Source organism: Streptomyces sp. NPDC006643 (assembly GCF_042870175.1).
Taxonomy (GTDB): Bacteria; Actinomycetota; Actinomycetes; order Streptomycetales; family Streptomycetaceae; genus Streptomyces.
Genome location: NZ_JBIAHA010000028.1, coordinates 23,465 through 41,014, shown reverse-complemented (window position 1 = coordinate 41,014; position 17,550 = coordinate 23,465). Strand labels below are relative to the sequence as shown.

Annotated in this window: 19 protein-coding genes; 12 read left to right on the top strand and 7 right to left on the bottom strand. The window is 70.9% G+C overall.

What is annotated here, in order from left to right; all coding sequences use genetic code 11:
- Positions 1-35: 35 nt before the first annotated feature.
- From ACFYNU_RS31695 to ACFYNU_RS31685, 3 genes are all read right to left on the bottom strand, one after another.
- Positions 36-1,007, bottom strand: a complete 972-nt coding sequence (locus ACFYNU_RS31695) for an RNA polymerase sigma factor SigF (protein ID WP_388767952.1) — start codon at positions 1,005-1,007, stop codon at positions 36-38.
- Positions 1,004-1,417, bottom strand: a complete 414-nt coding sequence (locus ACFYNU_RS31690; protein WP_023538758.1) for an anti-sigma regulatory factor — start codon at positions 1,415-1,417, stop codon at positions 1,004-1,006. The genes ACFYNU_RS31695 and ACFYNU_RS31690 overlap by 4 nt, the downstream gene beginning before the upstream one ends.
- Before the next feature lie 252 nt (positions 1,418-1,669).
- Entirely contained in the window at positions 1,670-1,930 is a 261-nt protein-coding gene (locus ACFYNU_RS31685) for a UBP-type zinc finger domain-containing protein (RefSeq protein WP_356586318.1), read from the bottom strand.
- A 36-nt stretch (positions 1,931-1,966) separates the two neighbouring features.
- Here ACFYNU_RS31685 and ACFYNU_RS31680 point away from each other — a divergent pair, with 36 nt between their 5' ends.
- A complete protein-coding gene (locus ACFYNU_RS31680) occupies positions 1,967-3,565 on the top strand; it encodes a Na+/H+ antiporter (protein ID WP_356586320.1) in 1,599 nt (532 codons plus the stop codon).
- Here ACFYNU_RS31680 and ACFYNU_RS31675 read toward each other — a convergent pair.
- Both ACFYNU_RS31675 and ACFYNU_RS31670 read right to left on the bottom strand, forming a co-directional pair.
- Complete coding sequence (locus ACFYNU_RS31675) at positions 3,544-4,506, bottom strand: pyridoxal-phosphate dependent enzyme (protein ID WP_356586322.1); 963 nt, start codon at positions 4,504-4,506, stop codon at positions 3,544-3,546. The two genes, ACFYNU_RS31680 and ACFYNU_RS31675, sit on opposite strands and share 22 nt — an antisense overlap.
- Before the next feature lie 63 nt (positions 4,507-4,569).
- Positions 4,570-5,160, bottom strand: coding sequence for an N-acetylmuramoyl-L-alanine amidase (locus ACFYNU_RS31670; protein WP_356586324.1), 591 nt, complete (start codon positions 5,158-5,160; stop codon positions 4,570-4,572).
- Between the two features lie 278 nt (positions 5,161-5,438).
- Between ACFYNU_RS31670 and ACFYNU_RS31665 the strand changes: the two genes are divergently transcribed.
- The 6 genes from ACFYNU_RS31665 to ACFYNU_RS31640 all read left to right on the top strand — a co-directional run bounded on the left by ACFYNU_RS31665 (position 5,439) and on the right by ACFYNU_RS31640 (position 10,685).
- Complete coding sequence (locus ACFYNU_RS31665; protein ID WP_356586326.1) at positions 5,439-6,845, top strand: family 2B encapsulin nanocompartment shell protein; 1,407 nt, start codon at positions 5,439-5,441, stop codon at positions 6,843-6,845.
- Between the two features lie 110 nt (positions 6,846-6,955).
- Positions 6,956-7,996, top strand: a complete 1,041-nt coding sequence (locus ACFYNU_RS31660; RefSeq protein ID WP_356586328.1) for a family 2 encapsulin nanocompartment cargo protein polyprenyl transferase — start codon at positions 6,956-6,958, stop codon at positions 7,994-7,996.
- Positions 7,997-8,156: 160 nt separating this feature from the next.
- Positions 8,157-8,735 (top strand): dihydrofolate reductase family protein, encoded by a 579-nt coding sequence (locus tag ACFYNU_RS31655; protein ID WP_356586330.1) that lies wholly within the window; start codon positions 8,157-8,159, stop codon positions 8,733-8,735.
- A gap of 44 nt (positions 8,736-8,779) precedes the next feature.
- Complete coding sequence (locus tag ACFYNU_RS31650; protein WP_356586332.1) at positions 8,780-9,220, top strand: DUF6304 family protein; 441 nt, start codon at positions 8,780-8,782, stop codon at positions 9,218-9,220.
- Positions 9,221-9,358: 138 nt separating this feature from the next.
- Positions 9,359-10,324 (top strand): DUF1648 domain-containing protein, encoded by a 966-nt coding sequence (locus tag ACFYNU_RS31645; protein ID WP_356586334.1) that lies wholly within the window; start codon positions 9,359-9,361, stop codon positions 10,322-10,324.
- 1 nt (position 10,325) lies between these two features.
- Positions 10,326-10,685, top strand: a complete 360-nt coding sequence (locus tag ACFYNU_RS31640) for a GntR family transcriptional regulator (RefSeq protein WP_356586336.1) — start codon at positions 10,326-10,328, stop codon at positions 10,683-10,685.
- A gap of 185 nt (positions 10,686-10,870) precedes the next feature.
- Here ACFYNU_RS31640 and snpA read toward each other — a convergent pair whose 3' ends face one another.
- Positions 10,871-11,527, bottom strand: coding sequence for a snapalysin (gene snpA / locus ACFYNU_RS31635; protein ID WP_356586338.1), 657 nt, complete (start codon positions 11,525-11,527; stop codon positions 10,871-10,873).
- 203 nt (positions 11,528-11,730) lie between these two features.
- Between snpA and ACFYNU_RS31630 the strand changes: the two genes are divergently transcribed.
- The 4 genes from ACFYNU_RS31630 to ACFYNU_RS31615 all read left to right on the top strand — a co-directional run bounded on the left by ACFYNU_RS31630 (position 11,731) and on the right by ACFYNU_RS31615 (position 15,901).
- Complete coding sequence (locus ACFYNU_RS31630; protein ID WP_356586340.1) at positions 11,731-12,726, top strand: LysR family transcriptional regulator; 996 nt, start codon at positions 11,731-11,733, stop codon at positions 12,724-12,726.
- Positions 12,727-12,850: 124 nt separating this feature from the next.
- Complete coding sequence (locus tag ACFYNU_RS31625; protein ID WP_356586342.1) at positions 12,851-13,201, top strand: helix-turn-helix domain-containing protein; 351 nt, start codon at positions 12,851-12,853, stop codon at positions 13,199-13,201.
- Positions 13,201-13,473 carry a hypothetical protein gene (locus ACFYNU_RS31620; RefSeq protein WP_356586344.1) on the top strand — a complete coding sequence of 91 codons (273 nt, stop codon included), beginning with the start codon at positions 13,201-13,203 and terminating at the stop codon, positions 13,471-13,473. The genes ACFYNU_RS31625 and ACFYNU_RS31620 overlap by 1 nt, the downstream gene beginning before the upstream one ends.
- Positions 13,474-13,672: 199 nt before the next feature.
- Positions 13,673-15,901, top strand: a complete 2,229-nt coding sequence (locus tag ACFYNU_RS31615) for an MMPL family transporter (protein ID WP_356586346.1) — start codon at positions 13,673-13,675, stop codon at positions 15,899-15,901.
- Here the strand turns inward: ACFYNU_RS31615 and ACFYNU_RS31610 are convergent.
- Positions 15,868-16,479, bottom strand: coding sequence for a TetR/AcrR family transcriptional regulator (locus ACFYNU_RS31610; RefSeq protein ID WP_356586348.1), 612 nt, complete (start codon positions 16,477-16,479; stop codon positions 15,868-15,870). The two genes, ACFYNU_RS31615 and ACFYNU_RS31610, sit on opposite strands and share 34 nt — an antisense overlap.
- A gap of 86 nt (positions 16,480-16,565) precedes the next feature.
- Between ACFYNU_RS31610 and ACFYNU_RS31605 the strand changes: the two genes are divergently transcribed.
- The gene (locus ACFYNU_RS31605; RefSeq protein WP_356586350.1) at positions 16,566-17,546 is read left to right on the top strand and encodes a DMT family transporter; all 981 of its coding nucleotides are present in this window, start codon (positions 16,566-16,568) and stop codon (positions 17,544-17,546) included.
- The last annotated feature ends 4 nt before the right edge of the window (positions 17,547-17,550 follow it).

Genomic DNA, 17,550 nt, shown 5'->3' with positions numbered 1-17,550 from the left:
CTCCGGCGTACGAGGTCCGGTGTGTGAGGGTCGTCTCACTCCTCGACGAGCAGCTTCTCGCGCAGCTGTGCCAGCGTCCGCGCCAGCAGCCGCGACACATGCATCTGCGAGATGCCGACCTCCTGCGCGATCTGCGACTGCGTCATGTTGCCGAAGAAACGCAGCAGCAGGATCCGCTTCTCGCGCGGCGGCAGATCCTCCAGCAGAGGCTTCAACGACTCGCGGTACTCGACGCTCTCCAGCGCCTCGTCCTCCGAGCCGAGCGTGTCCGCCACCGCCGGGGACTCGTCGTCCGTGTCCGGCACGTCCAGCGACAGCGTGCTGTACGCGTTGGCCGACTCCAGCCCTTCGAGGACCTCCTCCTCGGAGATGCCCAGGCGCTCCGCCAGCTCGTGCACCGTCGGGGACCGGCCGTGCTGCTGGGAGAGTTCGGCGGTCGCCGTCGTCAACGACAGCCGCAGCTCCTGGAGGCGGCGCGGCACCCGCACCGCCCAGCCCTTGTCCCGGAAGTGCCGCTTGATCTCGCCGACGACCGTCGGAGTGGCGTACGTCGAGAACTCGACACCCCGCTCCGGATCGAACCGGTCCACCGACTTGATCAGGCCGATCGTCGCGACCTGCGTCAGATCGTCCAGCGGCTCTCCGCGATTGCGGAACCGGCGGGCCAGATGCTCCACGAGCGGCAGATGCATCCGCACCAGCTGATTGCGCAGCAGGGCCCGCTCCGGCGAGTCGTCGGGCAGCTTGCGCAGCTCGATGAACATCGCCCGCGCCCCGCTGCGGTCATGTGGATCGTGTTGCCTGTGCTCGCTCATCGTGGCCGCCCGCTCTGCCCGCTCCTGCTCCGCCGCCGTCTGGCCGTCAAGCCCGTCCACCGGATGGGGCCGGGCCTGCTGCTCCGGAATGCCCGACGGCACGAGCGCCGGATCCGCCGGAACCTCATGCCCATCGCGCGGATCTTGCGGGACCCGCTCCTCGTCACGCACCGGACCGTCCCCGTTCCTCACGCCGGCCCGGGTCCCGCGCCGCGCTGTTTGTAGAGGCTGATGGCGACCGTGCGGTCGTCGGCGACCGTCGCGTCGACCTTGCCCGCGAGCGCCGAGAGCACCGTCCACGCGAACGTGTCACGCTCCGGCGCGCGCCCGTCGGTCGTCGGCGCCGAGACGGTCACTTCGAGCGAGTCGTCGATGAGCCGGAACACACAGCTGAGGACGGAGCCCGGTACGGCCTGTTGCAGCAGGATCGCGCAGGCCTCGTCGACCGCGATGCGCAGGTCCTCGATCTCGTCGAGGGTGAAGTCCAAGCGTGCTGCCAGGCCGGCCGTGGCCGTACGCAGCACGGACAGGTAGGCACCCGCAGCGGGCAGCCGGACTTCCACGAAGTCCTGGGTCCCGGGCTCGCCTGCGATCTGGGACACCCTCACCTCCAAGGTGGCACAAGCTTCTCAGGGCTCCGGGAAGGGAAACTCCCGAAGCCTTGCGGTACGTAGTCGGTACGCAGCCGGTCTGGACTGGCGACGCTATCGCGATCCATGGTCCCGTGTCGCAGGGACCCCCGGGCCAGAGCCGGGCTGTCAGTTACTCATAGTAGGCATATGGGCACGGACAGTGGCTAGAGGTGTGCGGCAACCAATTACGAAGAACGGGCGGATGGTTGACGTACCCAGGGCTCAGACGATCGAACCGTCGACAAAGCACCAACGCCACGTCTCACCCGGTTCGAAGCTACGCATCACGGGGTGGCCGGTTTCCCTGAAATGCTGTGAGGCGTGCTGGTGCGGTGACGAGTCGCAGCACCCCACATGACCGCAGACCAGACAGAGCCGCAGTTGTACGGGGTGACTGCCCGCCGCCAGACACTCCAGGCAGGTCTCGCTCAGCGGGGCGGGTTCGGGGCGTGGGAGGTCGGCAACGTGCTGGCACTCACTCATGATGGCCAGATTACGACGCTAGGGGAGGACCGGGGCATGGACCCGTTGCAGCTGATCGCCCTGGTGGCGGGAAGCGCCGTGATCGCGGCGGCGGCCAGAAGAACGCCCGTGCCGGCGCCGTTGCTCCTTGTCACGGCGGGACTTGTCGCCGGGTACGTGCCGGGCGTGCCGAGCTATGTGCTCGACCCGCACATCGTCCTGCCGCTGCTGCTGCCGCCCCTGCTGCACACGGCCGCCGTGGACAGCTCGTACCTGGACCTGCGGGCGAACGCGCGCGCCGTCGGGCTGCTCTCCGTGGGCTACGTCCTGTTCGCGACGGTCGTCGTCGGCTATCTCGCGTATCTCTTCATCCCCGATCTGCCGCTGACCGCGGCGCTGGTGCTCGGCGCCGTCATCGCCCCGCCGGACGCGGTGGCCGCCACCGCCATCGCCCGCAAACTGGGGCTGCCGAGCCGGATCACGACCATCCTCCAGGGCGAGTCGCTGGTGAACGACGCGACCGCGATCACCGCGTTCAAGGTGGCCCTCGCGGCGGCCGTCGGGGAGGGCGCGAGCTGGGCCGGCGGGATCGGCGAGTTCGCGCTGGCCTCCTTGGGAGGTATCGGCATCGGCCTCGTACTGATGGTGCCGATCCACTGGCTCCGTACGCATCTGAGGGAGGCCCTGCTCCAGAACACCCTCTCGCTGCTCATCCCCTTCGTCGCCTACGCGGCGGCCGAACAGGTGGGCGCGTCGGGTGTGCTGGCCGTCGTCGTGGTCGGGCTCTACCTCGGACACCGTTCCTGGCAGGTCGACTTCGCGACCCGGCTCCAGGAGGCCGCCGTGTGGAAGATGGTCTCCTTCGTCCTGGAGTCCGTCGTCTTCGCGCTGATCGGGCTCCAGCTGCCCTATGTACTGAAGGGGCTCGGTTCCTACGGTGGAATGGAGGTCGCCGGTTACGCCGTCGGGGTGTTCGTGACCGTCGTGGCGGTCCGCTACATCTGGGTCTTTCCGGCCACCTTCGTACCGCGCGTCCTGTCGAAACGGATCAGGGAACGGGAACCGGAGACGACCTGGAAGGCGCCCCTCGTCGTCGGCTGGGCGGGCATGCGCGGCGTGGTGTCGCTGGCCATCGCCTTCTCCATCCCGCTGACCCTGCACGACGGCGAGGACTTCCCGGCCCGCAACCTCGTCCTCTTCCTGACGTTCACGACCGTCATCGGCACCCTCGTCGTCCAGGGCCTCACCCTGCCCACGCTGATCAGAGTGCTGAAACTGCCCGGACGCGACAGCTACGCCGAGACGCTGGCCGAGGCGCAGGCGCAGAGCCGGGCGTCGGTGGCGGCGGAGCAGCGGCTCGACGAACTGCTCGCCGACGACCGCAACGCCCTGGCGGACCCGCTGGCGGAGCGGCTGCGGACCGTGCTGGAGCGCCGGCGGAACTCGGTGTGGGAACGGCTCGGCACGGTCAACGAGTTGACCGGGGAGTCCGCCGACCGCACCTATCAGCGGCTGTCCAGGGAGATGATCGGCGCCGAACGCGAGGTCTTCGTGACACTGCGCGACGAGCGCCGGATCGACGACGAGATGCTGCGGACACTGCTGCGCAGGCTGGACCTGGAGGAGGCGGCGGCCTACCGGGAGGAGTCCGACTGAGGCCCGCCGTCCGGATCGGGCGCGCCGGTGACGACGGCGACGACCGTGCTGCCCGGCGGGAAGGCGCCCTCCTCGGCCAGCGTGGTCAGCCCGTGGAGCATCTTGGCCACGTAGAGGCGCTCGACGGGCAGCCGGTGCCGGTCCTCGAAGTCCGCGGCGAAGGCGTCGAGCGCGGGCGTCGTACGGGCGTAACCGCCGGCGTGGAAGCGCTCGTCGAGCCACCAGTCGCCCCGGGGCCCGCCGAAGGCCGCCAGCTGAAGGGCGCGGACCTCGCCGGCCAGGAAGCCGCCCCTCAGTACGGGGAAGCCGACCGCGCGCCGGCCGGGGGCCAGACCGGCGGCCAGGCCCGCCAGGGTGCCGCCCGTGCCGCACGCGACCCCCACCACGTCCGCCGCGCCGCGCAGCTCCCGCCCGAGGGCCGTACAGCCGCGCGCGGCAAGGGAGTTGCTGCCGCCCTCGGGGACCACGTACACCCGCTCAGGGGGCACGGAGAGCCCGTCGGCGGCGGCGGTCAGCAGCGCCTTCAGTACGGAGGGCTCCGTCTTGCGGCGGTAGGTCGCCCGGTCGACGAAGCGCAGCCGCATCCCGTCGGCCACACAGCGGGCCAGTGACGGATTGAGCGGGCGGGCGGCCAGCTCGTCGCCCCGTACGACACCGACCGTCGCGAAGCCCAGCAGCCGGCCCGCCGCGGCGGTGGCGCGCAGATGGTTGGAGTACGCGCCGCCGAAGGTCAGCAGGACGCGACGCCCCTCGTCGGCGGCGGCGCGCAGGTTCGGTTCGAGCTTCCGCCATTTGTTGCCCGGCAGCGCGGGATGGATCAGATCATCCCGCTTCAGCAGCAGCCGGAGGCCGCGACGGGTGAAGCGCTCGTCCTCGACCGCCCGCAGGGGGGACGGCAGCCGGGGCCGCAGGGCGGCGAGGTCGAGCGCTTCCGGGTTCACCCGTTCATTGTCCGCAATCTCGCGCCGGCGCGCGCCGGGCGGGATCGCCGACGGGGGCGCCCGTCAGCTCAGCCGCTCGTCGACGCGTCTGCGCAGACCGGCCATGGAGACGCCACGGGGATCGATCTTGCCCGGCTGCCACTCCAGATGGCCGATGACCGAAGGGCCGTTCCAGTTGTGGACACGGCAGACGGCCGCCGCCGCGGCCTCCATCGCCTCGACCTGGACGGCGGGCCACGGGTCCTTGCCGTCGCCCATGTTCTCGCACTCGAAGCCGTAGAAGTGCCTGTTCCCGTCGGTGTTCGCCTCGTTGTCCGCCGGCAGGGCCCGCTCGGCGATCACGGCGCGCAGGACGTCGTCGTCGCCGCTGCCCGCGTGGTTGGCCCGGCCGTAGCCGACCAGGTGCACCCGGCCGCGCTTGTCGATGACGCCGTGGCACAGCGGCCCCGGCAGCCCCGAGTAGCCGTCACGGCAGATGCGGACGGTGTTCGCGGTGCCCTTGGTGACCGTGTGGTGCATCATCACGCCGTGGACCGGGCCCCAGGGCCCCACGTGGTTGCGGTTGTGCGTACGCCAGTCGCCGACCTCGACGACCGTCAGACCCTCGTCCTTCAGCGCGCGGATGAAGCTGCTCGCGGACATGGGTGTGGCCATGTCGCCTCCTTGACCGGTGGAAGTGGATACGGAGCGCTCCGTACCGGTGGTTGGTCTCGCTGGCTTATTCCCCCAACACGGCCGGGTGGACCATCAATTCGCACGCTGTACGAGCCGATCCGGTCACTTTCAGCCGTGAGTCTGCACGGGGATGACAGAAGCCGTGAATGTGCCCCGACCACCGTGATCCAGTCCCACTCATTTGTGTGATAGCGCGACAAGCAGGCGTGGTGCGAGGCTTTTTGACGCAGGTCAGCCCATGATCGAGAGGGAGACACATGTCGGTTGGTGACGAGGTCCGTACGGTGGAAGAGCCTGCCCAGCAGAGTCTGGGGACGGCCGCCGCGCGGAACCTGGCGACCACCACGAAGACACCCCCGCAGATGCAGGAGATCACCTCGCGGTGGCTGCTGCGGATGCTGCCCTGGGTCCAGGTGCAGGGTGGTACGTACCGGGTGAACCGTCGGCTCAGCCATGCCGTCGGCGACGGGCGTGTGACGTTCGTGCAGACCGGCGACCGGGTGGCGGTCATCCCGGCGGAGCTGGGCGAGCTGCCGGCTCTCCGCGGCTTCGAGGACGAGGAGGTCCTGGCCGAGCTGGCGGGCCGCTGCGAGCAGCGGGAGTTCGGCGCGGGCGAGACCGTGGCCGCCTCCGGCGACGCGGCGGACCGGGTGTACCTGCTGGCCCACGGCAAGGTGGAGAAGGTGGGGGAGGGGCCCTACGGGGCGGAGACCGTGCTCGAAGTCCTCGCCGACGGGGCGTACTTCGGCGATCAGGCGCTGGTGGACGGGGAGGCCACCTGGCAGTACACGGCACGCGCGGCGACGGCCTGCACGGTGCTGGTGCTCACCCGGCAGGACGTGCTGAACCTCGCGGAGCGGGCGGGGTCGCTGCGCGGGCATCTGGACGCGCTCGCGGCCATCCCGGAGCAGCGGACCAACAAGTACGGCGAGGCCGCGATCGACCTGTCCGCCGGCCATGTCGGCGAGGCCGTGGTGCCCCATACGTTCGTGGACTACGAGGGGTCGCCGCGGGAGTACGAGCTGAGCGTCGCGCAGACCGTGCTGAAGGTCCACAGCAGGGTCGCCGACCTCTACAACCAGCCGATGAACCAGACCGAGCAGCAGTTGCGGCTCACGGTCGAGGCGCTGCGCGAGCGCCAGGAGCACGAGCTGGTGAACAACCGCGAGTTCGGCCTGCTCCACAACTGCGACTACGGGCAGCGGCTCCAGCCGTTCGACGGGGCGCCCACCCCGGACGACATGGACGAGCTGCTGTCGCGCCGCCGTGGCTCGAAGATGTTCCTCGCACATCCGCGGGCCATCGCCGCCTTCGGCCGCGAGTGCAACAGGCGGGGGCTCAATCCGACCACGGTGGATGTCGCGGGCACCCATGTGCAGGCCTGGCGCGGTGTGCCGATCTTCCCCTGCAACAAGATCCCGATCTCGGACGCCCGGACGACCTCGATCATCTGCATGCGTACGGGCGAGGCCGAGCAGGGGGTCGTGGGGCTCCAGCAGAGCGGCATCCCGGACGAGATCGAGCCCAGCATGTCGGTCCGGTTCATGGGCATCGACGAGCAGGCGATCATCTCCTACCTGGTCACCGCCTACTACTCGGCGGCGGTCCTGGTGCCCGACGCTCTCGGCGTCCTGGAGAACGTGGAAGTGAGCAGCCGGCACTGAGGCCGTACGCGCGGATGGGGTCCGGCGCATGTCCGTCCGTATCCACGGCCGGGCCCCATCCGGCGCGCCCGGCAGTCGCCCAGTCCGCCGCAGAGGAAGTGAACCTGACCATGACCAGCACGGATGCCGCCACCGATGGCCACGAGGCCGTGGCGCTCCTGGAGCGTTCGCGTAGCGTCGTCCAACCGGAACTCCGCGCGGCGGTCGAGTCGTTGCCCCCGGCCATGCGCCGCGTCGCGAGATATCACTTCGGCTGGCAGGAGGCCGACGGCTCACCTGCGACGGGCGGCGGGGGGAAGGCGATCAGACCCGCCCTGGTCCTCGCGGCGGCACGCGCCCTGGGCGGGGAGCCGCACCGGGCCGTCCCGGCCGCGGTCGCCGTGGAGCTGGCCCACAACTTCACCCTGCTGCACGACGACGTCATCGACGAGGACCCGACGCGAAGACACCGGCCCACGGCCTGGACGGTGTTCGGCACCACCGACGCGATCATCGTCGGCGACGCCCTCCAGGCACTGGCGCTGAAGCTGCTGGCCGAGGACCGTCATCCGGCCTCGTCCCCGGCGGCCGTACGGCTCACCGAATGCGTCATCGAGCTGTGCGCCGGACAGCAGACGGACTGCGCGCTGGAGCGGCGCGGACCGAAGGACGTGTCGCTGGACGAGTGTCTGACGATGGCGATGGCCAAGACCGGTGCGCTGCTGGGCACTTCATGCGCTCTGGGCGCGCTCTACGCCGACGCGGACGACGAGGCCGTGGCGGCGCTCGACGCCTTCGGGCGGGAGGCGGGGCTGGCCTTCCAGCTGATCGACGATCTGATCGGGATCTGGGGCGATCCGGACCGTACGGGCAAGCCGGCCGGCGCGGATCTGGTGGCCCACAAGAAGTCGCTTCCGGTCGTCGCCGCGCTGGTGTCCGGGCACCCGGCCGCCGAGGAGTTGGCCGATCTCTATCGGCGGCCGATGGACGAGGCGGCTGTCGTGCGGGCGGCGTCGGCGGTCGAACGGGCCGGCGGGCGCGACTGGGCGCAGGTCCAGGCCGCCGACCGGATGGCGCGGGCGGTCCACCAACTCTCCCTGGCGGTACCGGATCTGGCGAAGGCGGGTGATCTGCTGGCCCTGGCCGAGTACGTCACGCGCCGTACGCGCTGAGCCGTCCCCGACGGGCGGGGCCGGGGCGGGAGAAAAGACGCTTGCGCTGACCACTACAGGTGAAGCACTATGAGTGCAGTGGTCATGGCCGCGCGCCCCGGATTCGCTCCAGGGTGCCGGCCGTGGTCGTTCCTGTCGCCCATCGCGGAAGAGGTCCGGCTTGCGCAAGCTCAGCTATTTCATCGCCGTGTCGATCGACGGTTACATCGGCGACCCCACCGGCGAGGGGGGATTCTTCACCCGCTTCGTCGACGAGGAGTTCCTCGCCTTCCTCAAGGAGGAGTATCCGGAGACGCTGCCGACGCCCGGCCGTCAGCCGCTGGGCATCGACCATCTGGAGAACAAGCAGTTCGACACGGTCATCCAGGGCAGGCGCACCTACGAGGTGGCCCTGGACATCGGCGTCACCAGTCCGTACGCGCACATGCGCCAGCTCGTCGCCTCGCGGAGCCTCACCAGCCCCGACCCGGCCGTGGAGATCGTCTCCGGGGATGTCGCCGCCCTGGTCAGGGAGTTGAAGAAGGAAGACGGTCTCGGGATCTACCTCTGCGGCGGTGCGAATCTCGCCGCCGAGCTGTTCGACGAGGTGGACGAGCTGGTCATCAAGACGTATCCGCTCATCCTCGGCTCCGGAATGCCCATGTTCGGTACGGAGTACGCCCAGACCGAGTTCACCCTGGAGTCCAATCGCACCTTCGGCAACGGGGCGGTCGTCAGGACGTACAGCCGCAACCGGTGACCCACGCGCGCGGCGGCACGTCCCGTACCGCTACAGTCCGCGCCATGACAGCGGAGTCGACGGAGTCATGGGCGGGTTGGTACCGGGACCGCCGCGGTGCGGAACCCATCGCGATCATCGCGGACGGGCGGCAAGTCCGTACCCGAATCAGGGGAGTTGCTTACGAGGGGGCCGATTTCTCCGTGCTGGAGCCCACGGAGGCGGGCGGGGTGTTGTCGTCCTGCGTGTTGGAGTGGGACATACCCATGCCCGTCAGCGCGGGCGGCACGGTCCAACAGGCCACGCTCAGCTGCCTGCTGACGCTGCATGAGCGGGCGTCGGGCGCGCCGTCCGGGCGCGCCGAGCTGAGCCTGACGCTGCGCTGCGGCGGCGCGGCCTACGAGTCGGGCATCGTCGGGGCGGGGTTCCGGGACGCCCTCGACCGGATCAAGCGGCAGTTGCCGGACGACACGGAGTTCGAGGGCAGGATTCTGGTGAACGCCTGACCTTCCCCGTCCTCCCGAGCGTTCCGACCACCCCCTCTCCGAAGGCGCGAACCGCCCCGGCAGGTGCACGTCACCTGCCGGGGCGGTTGCTTTGTGTCGCGATACTTGTTCTAGTAGTATGCGAACAAGGGAGGTTTTATGAATCAGGCTCGCATCCGTCTCGCGACCGTCACCGTCGCGCCGTTCGTGCTGGCCCTCGGTGTCCAGCTGATCGTTCTGCTGATCGTCGGGGACCGGGTGCCCGACTCGCTCGCCACCCACTTCGACCTCGCCGGCGACTCCGACCGTGACCCGATGTCCCGCACCGCGGCGCTCCTCGCCGGCCTGCTGCTCTTCGCCGGAGTCGGGGCGCTGTGGGGCGCGTCGGCGCTCGGCGGCCCGCTCACCGCACGCGGGGTGAAGGGGCTGACGGCGGGCGGCTGGGCACTGTGCGGCCTGCTCGGCTACACGCTCACCGCGACTCTCTTCGCCAACCTCGACGCGACCGACAGCTCCGCCGTCCACTTCCCGATGTGGCAGCTCGGCGTCGGCGCGGCCGTGGCCCTCGCGGCGGCCGGCGTGGGTCTGCTGCTCACCCGCTTCGTACCGGACCCCGGCCACGCGCCCGTCGGCGACGACGGCACGGGCCGGATCGACCTGGCGGAGGGCGAACTGGCCGGCTGGTCCCGGCGTACGGGCTCCGGCCGGCTGCTCGCCGTGGCTCTGACGACGCTGGTCGCCGGGGTGTTCGTCACGGTCGCCGTCAGCTGGCGGTACGGTCCACCGGTGTTTGTCATCGGCCTGCTGGCCCTGGTCTTCGCCTCGGCGCGCGTGTCGGTCGACCGGCACGGACTCACCGTCCGCATGGGCGCGCTGTCCTGGCCGCGGGTAAGGGTGCCGCTGGACGGCATCGACATCGCGAGCAGCCGGCAGATCAACGCGGTGGCAGACTACGGAGGCTGGGGCTACCGCATCCGCCACCGGCGCACCGGCGTCCTGCTGCGCTCCGGGGAGGCGATCGTCGTACGCCGCACCAACGGCCGCGAGTTCGCGGTCACGGTGGCGGATTCCACGACGGCCGCCGCGCTGCTCAACACACTCGTCGACCGGCACAGGGGGATCTGACGTGCTCTTCCGGGTGGACCCGGCGTCCTCCGTGCCGCTCGGCGACCAGATCGCGGGGTCGGTGCGCGGCGCCATCGCCGACGGCACGGTGCGCCCCGGCGACCGACTCCCGGCGGCGCGGGCCCTCGCCGACTCGCTCGGCGTCAACGTCCATACGGTGCTGCGCGGTTACCAGCGGCTGCGCGAGGAGGGCCTGATCGAACTGCGCAGGGGCCGGGGCGCCGTCGTCGTACCGGGACCGGTCTCGCCCGGCCGGGCCAAGATCCTGGAGCGGGTGCGCGAACTGGTCGGCGAGGCGCGCGAGTTGGGAATGTCGGAGGAAGAGCTGATGTCCATGGTGCGAACGAGCATGACGAACTGAGGCCCGACGGGCTGACGAGGAGACGACCCGAGAGCTCGACAGCTCGAAGGTCCGACGGCTCGTCGGGGCGGCGGGGAAACGCACTCCGGGCGTGCCGGCACTCGACAGCGAGTACCGGCACGCCCGGTCGGTGCCTGATCCGGTGGGGGGTCCGATCTGCCGGCCTGCGGCGGATCAGCGACGGATCAGGAGGCCTTGGCCAGTGCGGCGGCGAAGCCGTTCGCCCAGAGGTTCTCGACCTGCCCGCGCTCGGCCGCGTCCGGCTGCGAGTTGGTGCAGGACGGGCCGGGGCCGCCACCCGACATCAGCTTGCTGCACGGAGCCGTGTAGTTGTCCGGCAGGCCGAGGACGTGCCCGGTCTCGTGGGCGGTCACGCGCAGGGAGTCGTACTGCTGGTTCTGCGCGTAGTCCAGGAAGATGTAGCCCCGGCCGTGCCCGTCGGTGCTCGCGTACGAGCCACGCGGGTCGTTGCCCTCCTCGTAGGTGAAGTCGGCGTTGCTGCCCTGCTGGAGCTGCACGTTGGCGACCGAGCTGTTCCAGATCTGGGTGCTGCTGGCTATCTGGCCGGCGAACGACGGGGCGCCGGACGCGTCGTAGACGACGGTGACGGCCAGCGCGCCGGGGTTGGCGGCACGCTTCTCGGCCACCGACTTCAGCACGGCCTCGTAGAAGGCCTTGGTCGCGGCGGTGTCTTCCGACGAACCCTCGTACTGGGCGTACGAGGTGGTGGCGGGCGCGGCGCTGGTGGGGTCAGCGGCGGCGGCCGGAGTGGCGGTGAGGGCGGTCGCGAACGCGAGCGAGATGCCGGCGATCGCGGAGACGGCCGTCTTGGGGTATCTCATGTGGGGGGCTCCTACTACTCGTCCGAGAACGGATTCGGTAGGGAGAGTGTCGTGCTTCACACCACCGCAGCGGATGATGCCGAAGGGTGATAGCACCAGAGCATCCCCCCGGTGTCCGCTCGCCCAATTTTCTTCGAATGAAAGCCAATTACGGCCTTTTGGGTCCCTGGCGTGACTCAAAAGGCAGGCCTACTCTTCGGTACATGGAGCTGGAGGTCAGGCATCTGCGCGCGCTGTGCGCCATAGCCGACGCCGGGAGTCTGCACAAAGCCGCCCGGCAGCTCGGCATGAGCCAGCCGTCCCTGACGACGCAGCTGCGGCGGATCGAGAACTCGCTCGGCGCCGAACTCTTCTCCCGTGAACGTACCGGCTGCCGGCCCACGTTGCTCGGTCACACCGTGCTCAGCCGCGCACGTCCGCTGGTCGCCGGGATGGCCGCCCTCGTCAGCGAGGCGCGGGCGGCGGCCGACCGGTCCGCCGGGCCCCGGCTGCGGATCGGCTCCACGGCGAGCCGCGCGCTGGCGGGCTGGCTGCGCAGACTGCGCGAACGGCTGCCGGGCACGGACATCTCGCTCCAGATGGACGTCTCGGCGAACGCGCTGCTGCGCCAGGTCGAGGGCGGCGGACTCGACGTGGCGTTCGTGCACGAGGTGGAGGGCTGTCCGCTGCGGGTGCCGACGGGGCTCGACCGGCGTGTACTGGTCGAGCGCGAGCCGCAGTTCATCTCGCTCGCCCGGGACCATCCGGCGGCCGGCAGCCAGATCGTGGAGCTGGCCGACCTGGCGGCCGACCGGTGGATGATCGACCCGACCGTGGACGGTGAATGGGACGGTCTGCGGCGGGTGTTGGGAGCGGCCGGGCTCGACCCGCCCGTCCTGCACGGGGATTACCTGACCGCGTCGTCGCTGATCGCGGTCGGTGAGGCGATAGCGCCCTGCCAGCCGACGTCGGTCCCGCGCGAGGACATGGTCGTACGGCCGCTGCGCGACGACCCGTTGGGGGTGCGGCTGCTGCTGTTCTCGCGGCCGGGGGCGTACGAGGGCGCGGGCATCGCCGGCGCGGACGGGGACGGGCCCGGGGGCGCCGAGGTGTACGCGGACCTGGAGGCGGCCTACCGCGAGGCGGCGTTGCAGGCGGTCGTGTACCGGCAGTGGCTGATGCGCAACAAGAGCCCGCTGCTGCACGCGCCCGCCGCCTGATCGTCCGGTCCGGGGCGCCCGCCCGACCAGCGCTTCCCTCTCCCCTCGGACATGGGTTGGTCATCCGCGTAGGCAATCCGCGTAGGCACCTGCTAACTTTTCTTTGCATGTGCAGGAGGCTGCGATGAACTCACCCGTGCCCACGGGCGACGACCTGGTGCGCGTACTGGCGACGCTGTCCAACCCCCACCGGCTGCGCGTCGTCGCGGCCCTCGCCGGGGGACGCAACTACGTCAGCCGACTGGCCAGGGAACTGGACATCAGCAGGGCGTTGCTCCAGGTCCATCTCAAGAAGCTCGAAGCCGCCGGTCTGGTGACCTCGCGCCTGGAGCTGTCGGAAGACGGAAGAGCCATGAAGTTCTACGAGGTGAACGCGTTCGCGGTCCGTCTGACGCCGCGGTCCATCGTCACCGCCGTACAGACGCTGACACCGACCGGTCACAAGGACGAGAGAGACGAGAAGGGGGCCACCTGATGGACGACGAACAGGCGTGGCAGGAAGTCATCGGAGCGATAGGGCTGTTCGCGCTCCTGCTGATCGTGGTGTCGATGACGCTGTGGCACTTCACCGGGGGCCGCCGGGCCAGGGAGGCCAGGGCCGAGGGGAACGAGTACCGCCGGCTCGCCGCCCAGGCGGTGGAGGGCCAGCAGCGTACGGAGAGGCAACTCGCCGACCTCGGGCGGCAGCTCACCGATCTCCAGAGCCGTACCGGATCGCTGGAACGGATCCTCAAGGACGTCGAATAGCGCGTCGGCCCGGCGGGACCGAGCAGGTCCCAGCGGGACCAAGAAGGACCCAGCAGGACGCAGCAAAACCCAGCAGGACCCAGCAGGACGAACCCCGGGCCGCCGAGCGGCAACTCGACGGCCCGGTCACAGAAGGACGCTCCACCTCGCCTCGCGGCGAGCCCACGGATACGACCCTCCGAGTGAAGGAGAGCAGCTCATGCTGCCCCGAATCAAGTCAGAACGCCCACCCGCCGGACTGGTCGAGTCCGTCGCCGGCTGGTCCGCCCGCAACCGTACGGCGGCCATCGCCGCGTGGCTGCTCCTGGTCGTGGTCGCCGTCATGTCCAGCTCCCTCCTCCCCGGCGAAGAGGCCCGTGCCACCGACCCCGGCGAGGCCGGCCGGGGCCAGCGGATGGTCTCCGCGCAGCACGCCGGTGACTCGATACGCGAGAACGTGATGATCCGGGCCGGGGCGGGCGAGGCCCCCGAGACCCGCCGCACCGTCACGAAGGACCTGGTCACGGCGTTGCGGGCGATACCCGGCGCCGTGACGGACGTCGGGTCACCGCTCGGCGCGCACGGCGGGCGCTGGGTCTCCGAGGACGGCACGGCCGACCTCGTCACGTTCGAGATCGCCGGTCCCGACGCCGAGTTCGGCGCCCACAAGGAGACCGCTTTCGCCGCCGTCGAGAAGGTGGCGCGGCAGCATCCCGGGGCGCGTGTCGACCAGGCCGGGGACTCCAGCCTCGCCTCGGCGGTGGACGAGGGCATCAAGGACGACATGAAGCGCGCCGAGACCACCTCGCTGCCGCTCACCGTCGTCATCCTGCTCGTCGTCTTCGGCTCCCTCGTCGCCGCCGGGATTCCGCTGTTGCTGTCGGCGACCGCCGTGGCCGCCGCGTTCGGGCTGCTGGACACGCTCGGCCGGTGGGTGCCGTTCAACAGCGCCTCCTCCGCGATCGTGCTGCTCATCGGCATGGCCGTGGGCATCGACTACTCGCTGTTCTATCTGCGCCGTATCCGTGAGGAGCGCGCCGCCGGGCACCCGGTGCGCGAGGCGCTGCGGATCGCGTCGCGCACCTCGGGCCACGCGGTCGTGGTGTCCGGTCTGACGGTGATGGTGTGCATGACGGGGCTGCTGTTCACGGGCGTCGACGTGTTCAAGGGGCTCACGCTCGGGACCGTCCTGGTGGTCGGTCTGGCGGTGCTCGGCTCGGTGACGGCGCTGCCCGCGCTGGTGGCCGCGCTCGGCGACCGGATCGATCGGGGCCGTATCCCCTGGCTGGGACGGCGGCGTACGGCTGCGGGCCGGTCGCGGATCTGGACGGCCGTGGCCGGGAAGGTCGTACGCCGTCCGCTGCTCACCGGCGGTACGGCGGCGCTGCTCCTCACCCTCATGGCGCTGCCCGCGTTCGGGCTGCGTCTTCAGGACGCCACCCAGATCCAGAGCCTGCCGCGCGGTGTCTCGGCGGCGGCCGACGCGGGCGCCCGGATGCAGCAGGTGTTCCCCGGGGTGACCACGCCCGCGCGTGTGGTGGTGTCGGACAACGGCCCCCGGGCGCGGGCGGCGGCGGAGGCGCTGCACGAGCAGGCGGCGCGCAGCGACGGTGCGCTGCGCGAGCCGATCACGACGGTGCCGGTCGGCGAGGCACTGGTGGTACGGGTGCCGCTGGCCGGGGCCGGTACGGATCCGGAGTCGACCCGGGCCCTGGAGTTCCTGCGGGAGCGGGCGGTGCCCGCGACCGTGGGGGCGGTGGAGGGGACCGAGGTCGCGGTCGCGGGCCGTACCGCCATGCCGTACGACTTCACCCGGCAGGTGAACGCGCGGACGCCGGTCGTCTTCGCCTTCGTCCTCGTCCTGGCCTTCGTCCTGCTGGTGGTCGCCTTCCGCTCGCTCGCCCTGCCGCTGGTGTCGATCGCGCTGAACCTGCTGTCGATCGGGGCGGCGTACGGGGTGCTCGTCGCGGTCTTCCAGGGCGGCCGGCTGGAGTCGGTGCTGGACTTCAAGGCCTATGGGGGAGTGGTGAGTTGGCTGCCGCTGTTCATGTTCATCATTCTGTTCGGGCTGAGCATGGACTACCACATCTTCATCCTCAGCCGGATCCGGGAGCGGTGGGCCGATTCGCCGGGCGGTCCCGACGGCGCCCGTGGGGCGATCGTCGGCGGCATCGCGGCCAGCGCGGGTGTCGTGACCAGCGCCGCCGCCATCATGGTCGGGGTGTTCTCGGTCTTCACGACGCTGTCCGCGATCGAGTACAAGATGCTCGGCACGGGGATGGCGGTGGCGATCCTCATCGACGCGACGGTCGTCCGGGGCGTACTGCTGCCGGCGGCGCTCGCGCTGCTGGGGGACCGGGCGTGGACGCTGCCGGGGCGACGGGGAACGCCGGGCCCCCGCCCCGAGACCGACGGTCAGAGGTACGAGGCGAGCACCTCCCGCGCCTGATCGCGGGCGAGCCCGAAGGCGTCGGGGAAGACGCCCAGGCCGTGGGCGACGAGCGCGCCCTCGTGGAGCAGCATGAGCGTACGGGCGAGGCGGTCGGCCGTCTCGGACGCGGTCGCCTCGCCCGGTGCCAGGACCTCCCGGGCGAGGCTGGTGAACAGCTCCAGCATCCAGGCCTTCTGGTCGGTGATCACCGCGTACGCCGGATGCCGGGGATCGTCGATCTCGGCGTGGGCGTTGATCATGCTGCATCCCCGTGAGCCGTTCGCCTCCGCCCAGGCGCGCGAGGCGGCGAAGACCGCGAGGACATGCTCGGCGGGTGTCGACGGAGCCGCCGCCAGCCGTTCGTCCAGCAGCGCGCGCCAGCGCTCGTCGCGGGCGGCCAGATATTCGACGACGATCTGCTCCTTCGAGCCGAACCGGTCGTAGAGCGTCTTCTTGGTGACCCCGGCCTCGGCCGCGATGCGGTCGACGCCGACGGCGTGGATGCCGTGCTCGTAGAAGAGCCGCGACGCGGCGTCGAGGGCGCGTCGGGCGCCGGGAGTCATGACGATCCGTCTCGGGGTGCTGTTCGTGCTCATGCAAAGAGTATACCGATCTGTATAGTGCAGAGGGTGAGTAAACAGATCGGTATACCCGTCTCCTCGGTCACCGGGGGTGACCTGCCATGAACGTCCTCCTCTCCGTCGCGTTCGTCATCTGCTGGAGCAGTGGCTTCATCGGCGCCAAGCTCGGCGCCGGCAGCGCCGACGCCGTCACGATCCTGATGTGGCGCTTCCTGCCGCTGGCGCTGGTCCTCGGGGCGGTCGCCGCCGTGCGCGCCCGCGCCGCCTGGCGCGGGCTGACCGCGCGCGATCTGCTGCGGCAGTGCGTGATCGGCGCGCTGTCGCAGAGCGGCTACCTCCTCACGGTCTACTACGCCATCCAGCTCGGCGTCTCCAGCGGCACGACCGCCCTCATCGACGGGACGCAGCCGCTCGTCGCGGGCGCGCTGGCCGGACCACTGCTGCGGAGCCATGTCTCCCGGCGGCAGTGGCTGGGGCTGTGCCTCGGTGTGACGGGCGTGCTCGTCGTCACATCCGCCGACGCGGCGGCGGTACGGGGCGTGGCGCCGTGGGCGTACGCGGTGCCGTTCCTCGGCATGCTGTCGCTGGTCGCCGCCACCTTCCTGGAGAGCCGCGCCCGTACGACCGTCGCGCCGTCCGTGGCCATGACGATCCACTGCGGCACGAGCGCCGTCGTCTTCACCGTCCTCGCCGCCGCCTCGGGCGCGGCGGTGCCGCCCGCCGAGACGTCCTTCTGGCTGGCGGTCGGCTGGCTGGTGCTGCTGGCGACGTTCGGCGGATACGGCCTGTACTGGCTGGTCCTGCGCCGCTCCGGGGTGCTGCGCGTGAACACCCTGATGTTTCTGATGGCGCCGGTCACGGCGGTGTGGGGCGCGGTCATGTTCGGCGAGCCCTTCGGCCCGCAGACCGCCGCCGGGCTCGCCGTCGCGCTGATCGCGGTGGCGGTGGTACGGGACCGGTCGGCCGGACCGGCGGGGGCGGCGAAGTCGGTCGGATCGGAGGGGGCGGCGGGGCCGGCGCGGGGCGGTGGAAACTCCGGTGACGTGCCGCCCCGTCGCGCCGACAATGGCACGCGGGTATGACCGC

What these genes read in the sequence shown, in the direction of transcription:
- ACFYNU_RS31605 (WP_356586350.1), top strand. Translation starts at nt 16,566, where the DNA reads ATGAACGTCCTCCTCTCCGTCGCGTTCGTCATCTGCTGGAGCAGTGGC.
- ACFYNU_RS31660 (WP_356586328.1), top strand. Translation starts at nt 6,956, where the DNA reads ATGACCAGCACGGATGCCGCCACCGATGGCCACGAGGCCGTGGCGCTC.
- ACFYNU_RS31685 (WP_356586318.1), bottom strand. Translation starts at nt 1,930, where the DNA reads ATGAGTGAGTGCCAGCACGTTGCCGACCTCCCACGCCCCGAACCCGCC.
- ACFYNU_RS31610 (WP_356586348.1), bottom strand. Translation starts at nt 16,479, where the DNA reads ATGAGCACGAACAGCACCCCGAGACGGATCGTCATGACTCCCGGCGCC.
- snpA (WP_356586338.1), bottom strand. Translation starts at nt 11,527, where the DNA reads ATGAGATACCCCAAGACGGCCGTCTCCGCGATCGCCGGCATCTCGCTC.
- ACFYNU_RS31615 (WP_356586346.1), top strand. Translation starts at nt 13,673, where the DNA reads ATGCTGCCCCGAATCAAGTCAGAACGCCCACCCGCCGGACTGGTCGAG.
- ACFYNU_RS31670 (WP_356586324.1), bottom strand. Translation starts at nt 5,160, where the DNA reads ATGGCCACACCCATGTCCGCGAGCAGCTTCATCCGCGCGCTGAAGGAC.
- ACFYNU_RS31665 (WP_356586326.1), top strand. Translation starts at nt 5,439, where the DNA reads ATGTCGGTTGGTGACGAGGTCCGTACGGTGGAAGAGCCTGCCCAGCAG.
- ACFYNU_RS31650 (WP_356586332.1), top strand. Translation starts at nt 8,780, where the DNA reads ATGACAGCGGAGTCGACGGAGTCATGGGCGGGTTGGTACCGGGACCGC.
- ACFYNU_RS31680 (WP_356586320.1), top strand. Translation starts at nt 1,967, where the DNA reads ATGGACCCGTTGCAGCTGATCGCCCTGGTGGCGGGAAGCGCCGTGATC.
- ACFYNU_RS31620 (WP_356586344.1), top strand. Translation starts at nt 13,201, where the DNA reads ATGGACGACGAACAGGCGTGGCAGGAAGTCATCGGAGCGATAGGGCTG.
- ACFYNU_RS31630 (WP_356586340.1), top strand. Translation starts at nt 11,731, where the DNA reads ATGGAGCTGGAGGTCAGGCATCTGCGCGCGCTGTGCGCCATAGCCGAC.
- ACFYNU_RS31625 (WP_356586342.1), top strand. Translation starts at nt 12,851, where the DNA reads ATGAACTCACCCGTGCCCACGGGCGACGACCTGGTGCGCGTACTGGCG.
- ACFYNU_RS31645 (WP_356586334.1), top strand. Translation starts at nt 9,359, where the DNA reads ATGAATCAGGCTCGCATCCGTCTCGCGACCGTCACCGTCGCGCCGTTC.